At 55.5% G+C, this 7,682-nt stretch carries 6 protein-coding genes and 1 pseudogene; 3 read left to right on the top strand and 4 right to left on the bottom strand.

Annotated elements, in window-relative coordinates:
• Together AC5LBQ_RS05295 and AC5LBQ_RS05290 are read right to left on the bottom strand one after the other, a co-directional pair.
• Nucleotides 1-274 (bottom strand): annotated as a pseudogene (locus AC5LBQ_RS05295) (ABC transporter ATP-binding protein); the annotation flags it as partial.
• The gene (locus AC5LBQ_RS05290) at nucleotides 271-2,058 is read right to left on the bottom strand and encodes an ABC transporter ATP-binding protein (RefSeq protein ID WP_307742051.1); all 1,788 of its coding nucleotides are present in this window, start codon (nucleotides 2,056-2,058) and stop codon (nucleotides 271-273) included. The gene AC5LBQ_RS05290 and the pseudogene AC5LBQ_RS05295, both read right to left, overlap by 4 nt.
• A gap of 803 nt (nucleotides 2,059-2,861) precedes the next feature.
• Between AC5LBQ_RS05290 and AC5LBQ_RS05285 the strand changes: the two genes are divergently transcribed.
• The 3 genes from AC5LBQ_RS05285 (at nucleotide 2,862) to AC5LBQ_RS05275 (ending at nucleotide 5,563) form a co-directional block, all read left to right on the top strand.
• Nucleotides 2,862-3,323, top strand: coding sequence for a hypothetical protein (locus tag AC5LBQ_RS05285; protein WP_307742052.1), 462 nt, complete (start codon nucleotides 2,862-2,864; stop codon nucleotides 3,321-3,323).
• A 5-nt stretch (nucleotides 3,324-3,328) separates the two neighbouring features.
• A complete protein-coding gene (locus tag AC5LBQ_RS05280; RefSeq protein ID WP_307742053.1) occupies nucleotides 3,329-4,198 on the top strand; it encodes a hypothetical protein in 870 nt (289 codons plus the stop codon).
• Between the two features lie 399 nt (nucleotides 4,199-4,597).
• Nucleotides 4,598-5,563 (top strand): carbohydrate kinase family protein, encoded by a 966-nt coding sequence (locus AC5LBQ_RS05275; protein ID WP_493264836.1) that lies wholly within the window; start codon nucleotides 4,598-4,600, stop codon nucleotides 5,561-5,563.
• Between the two features lie 64 nt (nucleotides 5,564-5,627).
• On the opposite strand, the gene AC5LBQ_RS05270 is transcribed toward AC5LBQ_RS05275, so the two are convergent.
• Both AC5LBQ_RS05270 and AC5LBQ_RS05265 read right to left on the bottom strand, forming a co-directional pair.
• Nucleotides 5,628-6,308: a GNAT family N-acetyltransferase gene (locus AC5LBQ_RS05270; protein ID WP_297346462.1), complete on the bottom strand. Its 681-nt coding sequence runs from the start codon at nucleotides 6,306-6,308 to the stop codon at nucleotides 5,628-5,630.
• An 86-nt stretch (nucleotides 6,309-6,394) separates the two neighbouring features.
• Nucleotides 6,395-7,681, bottom strand: a complete 1,287-nt coding sequence (locus AC5LBQ_RS05265; protein WP_493264835.1) for a peptidase U32 family protein — start codon at nucleotides 7,679-7,681, stop codon at nucleotides 6,395-6,397.
• Nucleotide 7,682 lies beyond the last annotated feature (1 nt).

The raw sequence follows: 7,682 nt of genomic DNA, 5'->3' as shown, positions 1-7,682 counted from the left end.
TGGAGTTCAGACGTGTGCTCTTCCGATCTATGCCATAAAACTCGGTGCCTACACCCGCTACCGAGATCACCGCCAAGGCGATGAGCCAGCCCCAAAACGATAACCCCCACACCGGCATTCCGGTCGCTAGGGCACTTGCTGCGGGAAGCAGAGTCAGCAGGGCAAAGCCGTGACACAGTCCTGAGATTGCACCCCACGCTTGACCGACCGAGAGGTCTCGCCACGAGGCGGGTTCCATCAAACGCTTAAAGCGTGGCAGCAATAGTTGATTCATCGTGTCATCTCCTCGCATGCACCTTGGGCAAGAAGTGCCTGATAGTGCGCATTACCCAACAGTTCGTCGTGTTTACCGACCACAGCAATGCACCCGCGTTCCATGACGACAATTTGGTCTGCCCCTCTGATCGAGGCCAGTCGGTGGGCGATCACAATCACGGTTCTGCCTTTGGCAAGAGTCGAGAGAGCTTGTTGGATTTTCGATTCCGATTCCGGGTCCGCCATCGCCGTCGCCTCGTCCAGCACCAACACTGGGGCATCAACCATGAACGCCCGGGCGATCGCGATACGGGCTGCCTGCCCACCCGAAACGTGGGTGTCCTCCCCCAACACGGTGTCGTAGCCTGCTGGCAGGCTCATGATGAACTCGTCGATCTGCGCTGCTCTCGCCGCCTGCCGCACCTGATCCAAGGTTGCGTCTGGCGCGCCCAGGGCAATGTTGTTGTGGATGGTGTCGCGAATAAGCTGTGCATCTTGCAGGACGAATGCGACCGTCGAATACAATATATCCTGGGAAATGCTCTTTAGATCAACCCCGCCGATGGTGATCGTGCCAGCGTCCGGATCATCAAAACGAGCAATCAAACTCGCCAACGTCGATTTGCCCGCACCCGACGGCCCGACCAGTGCGGTCACCGTCCCGGCCGGGATACTTAAACTCACGTCCTGTAACGCTTGGGTCTCGTCATAGGCATACGACACACCCCGAATCTCGATATCATGACCGTGTGGTGTCTGTGGCGCATCGGGCTGACTCAACGCCGGTAGCTCCATGACGTTCACCAGCCTCACTGCCGCAGACCCTGCGAGCTGGTACGACCAGGCGATGGTTGCCACCGTCATCAACGCGCCCGGCAACACCAGGGCGATCAGGGTGGTGGTGATGACCTCGTAGATGCTCACCCAACCGGCGTTCATCATCAGCGCGCCGCCGCCAAGGTTTACGATCAACAATACCGGGATTGACACCCAAGAAAATGAGGCGACTGACATTGACACCAGCGGCATACACCAGGCCCGGTAGAACTTGGAAAACTCGTTTGCCGCGTCCAAATAGGCTTTATGTGCTTGGCCAACTTTGCCGAAGGCTTTCACCACTGAAATACCGGCCACGAACTCGGCCATCGTTGCTGAGACCTGGGCGAGCTTAGTGTCCATTTGCGCGGTCTTCTCATTCATCCCACGCATCGACATGCCATACATGCCCACATAAATCGGAATCGTCGCAATCGACAGCAACGCGAGTCGCCAATCCACCACAAACGCATACATCAACAAGGCGAGCGGGGATACGATCGCGTTCAGTTTCTCGATCGGCCCGTGCGCGATCACTGTGTGCACCGTGGCCGTATCATCCTGAATGGTCTTGCGGATCTTCCCCTCACCCTCGCGGGTAAACCACGACAGCGGAGCAGTCGACATTCGGGCGGCAATTTGCCGACGCATCTGATTACGCAACGACAGGTCAATAAAATGCGTCACGCCCAATGCAACAAAATATAAGGTCAACCGAGCCATGTATGCGCTGACGAGGAGCATGACGATCCAGTTCACCCGCGCCGGGTCCACCTGGTCTTGCATAAGTTCTCTGCCAAGCTCCACCAGAGCCACATACGGGGCAATAGCCAACACACCAGAGAGAAAAGCCAAAACCTGCGCGACAAACAGCTTGCCTTTCACCGGTTGGGATAACTTACGGATCGCGTTCTGACCAGCGACAGATTTTTCCTTCGCCGACCCATACTCGCCGTCATCAACCTGATCCATTACACTATCGTCCACGTAAACACCACCCTTCTTAGGTAAGGCTAACCTTATCTAATTTCTGGGAGGTGTACCTAACCGTGCGCGTCAACCGCTACAACATCCCCCTTGCAGGGCCATGCTCACCTGTTCACCGGTGCGGAACACGAACCGGATCGTATCCTCGCCTACGATGGCGTTTCGATGAGTGCGCTCCACTGTGAGGGGCGGAACTCGCTCACAGGTTCGCCCGTGAGATCGTCGAGGGCTGTAGTCACGGCCGCATGTTTGGCTGTCTTTGCTGTGATGTCGGCTACCCATAGCTGGTTAGGTTCTGCCGCGCTGAAAATTACGATTGACTAAATCAGGGCGGTTATCAATTATTTTAGCGAGCCTTATAGTTAGGAGTTTGCGCTCCCTAATCACACTTTTCACACCGGTTAGGCGCATTAGTCTGACGGTTTGCAACGGCCAAAACACCAACCCGACGCATCGCGTGCCAAATTTTACGCACCCCATATGCGGAATACTTCTCGGCGTGAATACGAGCCATCCTGGCACAAACGGTCAACAGCCATCTGAACCACGCAACCCTTAAAACCTATGAATGCCTCTATGACATGTTCCAAATTTTCTCAAAAACAAGCAGAAACAAAACCCGGCACGCTTCAGCGTGCCCACCCGAGGTGTTTGTTGCTTTTGTGAGGTTCGCGGCAAATGTTTGTAGATTGACTTTTTTGTTGGTATTTCAGCAAATGAAACTCTTGATTTTTCGTGTTCGGGGTCACTCGTACTATTGAATCGTCGCCGGAAATCCCGGCGGCAGTGTGAGGAGGTAGATCGTGATGTTAGCGACTTTGGATACGAAAACGGCTCCAGCACCGGTTGAATTACCACCGGCCGTGGAACCGACTGTTCCCGATGAAGGTTCGGCTCTTCCCTTGATTCCGATAACCGCCAGTCCTGGTGAACATATATGCGGACCGATGAGTTCGGATTACGCTTTCAACCAGGTGAAATATGAAATCGGCGATGCGGACTACATCACTCATAAACAGATCGCCAAAATCTTGATGAAAAATCTGGGCTACGAACTGGTTTGTGACATTTTCATGAACCATCTAGCGCTGTGCGCCCGCTACGTCGCGGGGACGGTCAAAGCCCGTTACTTGCTACCCGAAGGTGTCCAGATAATCCGATTTTTTCATGATTCATGGACATCGTGCCCCCTGGAATATTGCGATGCAGACATTTCGATTGACCAAATCCCAGATGTAGAACCGGATTCGACAGAACAGGAGTAATCATCATGGACATCTTGACTTTAGATCGTGCTCAGGGCTATCTGATGCACGGGGCATTCGGTGAACTGGTCGCGGACAAATACTTTCCCCCCGACATAACACCCCGACCCCTCACCCCTGAAAAATGGACCTGGCTACCATACGAAACCGACCCAGACTACTACAGTCCTTACTGGGGAGACCTGGTACAGGAACTGGAAGGACTCTACCGCTGCTATATCCATGTTCCCGACAATCCCGCCAATATGGTGTTTCGGTTTCTCCCCGCCACCATGGACCCCCCCGGGAAAGGAGCGGGCGCCTTAGTAATAGCGGGAGCTTTGGCTCCGATTTTCTCTGAATGGAGCGAGCTGCGCACGGAAGTGGAACAAGTCATCGAGAGTTTTTCCTCAGCACCCCAAGACCTTGAGGCCGCACTGGAATGGGCCTACTGGGTACACAGCGTAATCTATGGCGAATCTGAACCAGACAGCGCCCTAGACGAAGCCTCAACCGAACTGAATCCCTCCGAACTCGATGATTTACAGGTCACCTCCGCCGCCCAGGCCGCCCAAGTCGCCTCCTGGTACGCCCTATGTGCGCTACGCGACGAAATCTCCTACGCAGAAGCCCTAAACCGAGCCATTCTGTGCCACGGCGCACCCATAGAACTCGGTTTCCTCACCGGAGCCTGCATGGGACTATCACTCATGACCAACGACGACCCCCTACCAGTATACGGCCTAGACCTGGTTCCCGAATACATCGAAGACATAGATGGGACAGACAACGACTACAACGACACCGGACTACTACTCCGCCTCATCCCGAAAGCAATGATCGCCCGAGAATACGCACACCAAGCCGCCCCGGGCCAACTATTCACAAGTTTGTAGGCCACCGATTCCTTTTTTCCTTTCTGAATCGGTATCTCCCGGTGGGCGGTCTTCCATTACGCCCACCGGGAGGCCTACACCACTAAGGATTGAAAAGGAGCCAATCATCTAAGACACATAGCGGGAACGACCCGAAAAGCTCAGCGAAGGACTGGTGCGCCACTGGCCGCTATTTTGGAACAAATATCAACCCAGACCGAATCTAAAAATCGAAATAACCTAGGGAACACTTACCCACGTGCCGCCCAGGAATATTGCGTTCCTCGACGGCGGCTGGTCATTCCTAGTATTCTTGATTGGTATGTGCGCTCAAAAGCTGAGAGTACTGAAAGTTATGCCGGAAACGAAGGGGATTCTGCCGGCAGGAATGTTCGATCTACTAGGTGTGGAGTGATAATCATGACAGAAACGAACTCAACGTGTTTGCCGGTACTGTGCCTGGGCGAAGCACTTATTGACGTCATTGAGCGCGCCGGCGAGGTTGAAGAAAAGGTGGGCGGTAGCCCCTTCAATGTGGCGTGCGGTTTGGCCAGTTTGGGACACCACACCACACTCGCTTCCTGGTGGGGAAATGACGCCCGCGGTCACAGCCTCGAAAAGCATCTGCACTCCGCCGGGGTAGACATTGTCGCGGGCAGCGCTAACGCCGAGAAAACGCCGATAGCTAACGCCCATATTGACTCCGCCGGTCGGGCGACCTACGACTTCGAGCTGGATTGGCAAGTGCCGCCGCTGCCGGACGCAACTCAGCTTAGCCACCTGCATACCGGCAGTTTCGCAGCTACTCTCGCACCCGGCGCTTCTGCAGTGATGAGCGCGGTCAAATCGATGGCAATCCGGGGAACCGTCAGCTACGACCCGAATATTCGACCTTCACTGATGGGCAGTCCCGAGAACGTCCGCCCTCAAATCGAGGAAATCATCAGCCTCTCCGATGTGGTTAAAGCCAGCGATGAGGACATTGCCTGGCTCTATGGAGATGACGTACCCCTCGAGTCTGTACTGCACAAATGGAAAGAGATGGGGCCGGGTCTGATTGTTGCTACCCGCGGACCGTGGGGTTCCTATGCGCTTTGCGCCAACGACCGGGATATGTTGGTGGTTGATCCGCTCAATATCGAGGTCGCTGACACCGTGGGTGCCGGGGATTCTTTCATGGCGGGGCTGATTTCGGGGTTACTGGACGATGGACTGCTCGGCTCGGCGCCAGCCAAACAGCGCCTGCGGCAAGCCCGGCTGAGTGACGTACAGGCGGCTTTGCACCGCGCCACCATCACTTCGGGACTCACGGTCAGCAAGGTCGGAGCCTACTCCCCCACATGTGCCGAGGTCGCGGAAATTCTCACCGCCGATCCCACGCTTTAGGCCGCGTTACATACGAAAAAACCTAGCAACTATCGTAGTTGTCGATGCTACCGCGGGCCTAAAACTAGTCGAGTTGCGCGGCTGCGTCCAACATCCGCTCCACCGGCGGACGGTAGTTGCCGTTCGCGTCGCATGTCTCGGCGCTGTCTTTCAGGTAGGTATCCAGGAATTCCCGCAGGGCACTGCCCACCCCCAGACCGGAAAGCTCGCCAGTTTTCGGGTCAATAGCGCTGTGCGCCCGGCCGGCAAAACTCACCAGCCACATGTCTTCGCCCACCGGTACGTCCGGGCTGAGTCGGGGCATCTCAAAAGGAAAGTCCAGGTGTTTAGCGCCCAATCGTTGATAAAACGCCCACCGCCGACGCGGGTCGCCGTACTGTTCAGAGGCTACATGCTGGTGAGGATTTTCCACTTCTCCCAGAATCAAGAGAGGGTTGTGGCGCGATTCCCACTGCGAAATAGCCTGTTGAAACAGCTCAGAGCCTACGCCGCGTCCACGAGTCAAGGGGCTGACCGCCAACCAACTGAGCATCGTGATTTCTGCGGTGGCGAACCAACCGATAGCCGCACCCAAAGGCCGCGAACCGTCCCACGCGGAGAATACCTGAAGTTCCCCACCTGTTAGCTGCTGAATCAAATCACCGGGATCCCCCAGTTCTTCAGGCCCGAAAGAGACTTCCAGCAGGTCGCGAACCAAGATTTCGGCTTGACCGGGTTTCAAATCATTTTGATACTCAATGTGCACCCTTACACCCTAGCCCAAGCCCAGATTGAACTCTATTTCCAAAACTACACGCGGCCTTATCCCTCCAGACACTCGGCGCAGCCGCATTAGCGAGCTTTTCCGCGCAGCATGGCACCGGGAGGAATCGCCCGCTCGCAAGGGAAGGAAAACTCGTGCGCCGGGTGATTGATTTCACTCACTGTTTCCCCCACTTCGTCGCGTATCCCCGCGGGGGGAATCTCGAATAGAATCGGCTCGGTTCCCGGAATCAAGAACTCTACCTGCTGTCCGGGCACAATCTTGTTGCGAGGCAGCACAGTCAGGCGCTGCGCGGCGGCATCGTAATCAACTGCGGTTCCTAACCAAAGCCAATCACTAATATACCCACCTCGGGTAACACTTTCTGTCACAGGTGTTTCGGGGTAGAAAAAGCCGGTGCCGTATTCTCGGTGGGTGACTTTGTACGGTTCCTGCAAGACCCATTCGGGCAGGGCAAAAGCGCCGTCACAAGCCAGTTCGGTCACGTTTTCCCTTCCGTTCAGATAGGTAGTGACCGCAGTTTTATAAGCATTGGTGAGAGCCGCGACGTAATACTCGCCCTTAGCACGACCTTCGATTTTAAGACTGGTAACCCCGGCGGCAATGACCTCATCAACGTGTGCCAGCATGTTCAAATCCTGAGAATTAAACAGGTAGGTGCCGCCCTCGGTCACTTCAACGGGGAAAAACTCGCCGGGGCGTTTTTCCTCAACCACATGGTATTTCCATCGACAGCTTTGGGCGCAGTCCCCGTGATTGGCATCCCGTCCCGTGGTGTATTTGGAAATCAAGCAGCGCCCCGAAAATGCCATGCACATGGAACCGTGCACGAAAGCCTCAATCTCAAGGTCAGCGGGAATCTTGGCGCGCATTTCTCGAATTTCCGGCAGGCTCATCTCGCGGGCCAAAACGACCCGTTTTGCTCCCAGCTCATACAAAGCGGCGGCAGCCTGATAATTCATCACCCCTGCTTGAGTAGAAATATGTATCTCCGTGTGCGGGGCAATTTGGCGCGCTGCCATGAGGATCCCGATGTCCGTGACAATGAGCGCATCCACCCCGATTTCCGCCAGCGCCCCCAGGTAAGCATTCATTCCCACCACCTCAGAGTTACCGGGAATGATATTCACGGTGGCATACACCCGGACATCGCGGGCATGAGCATAGCGAACACCCTGCTCAAAATCCTCTAACGTAAAGTTTTTCGGAGCGGCTCGCATCCCAAACTCTGCCCCGCCGCAGTACACCGCGTCAGTTCCGAAATCCACCGCAGTTTTCAGCACCCGCAAGTTTCCCGCCGGCGCCAGCACTTCGGGACTGCGCCGTCGGGTAATTTTCGGTAATTCCAAGTTCACG

The organism is Mobiluncus sp. (assembly GCF_985070215.1).
The sequence above is the reverse complement of the archived record's forward strand: the minus strand, read 5'-3'. Positions and strand labels throughout refer to the sequence as shown.

Coding starts and splice junctions, on each gene's coding strand:
- AC5LBQ_RS05275 (WP_493264836.1), top strand. CDS start 4,598: ATGACAGAAACGAACTCAACGTGTTTGCCGGTACTGTGCCTGGGCGAA.
- AC5LBQ_RS05280 (WP_307742053.1), top strand. CDS start 3,329: ATGGACATCTTGACTTTAGATCGTGCTCAGGGCTATCTGATGCACGGG.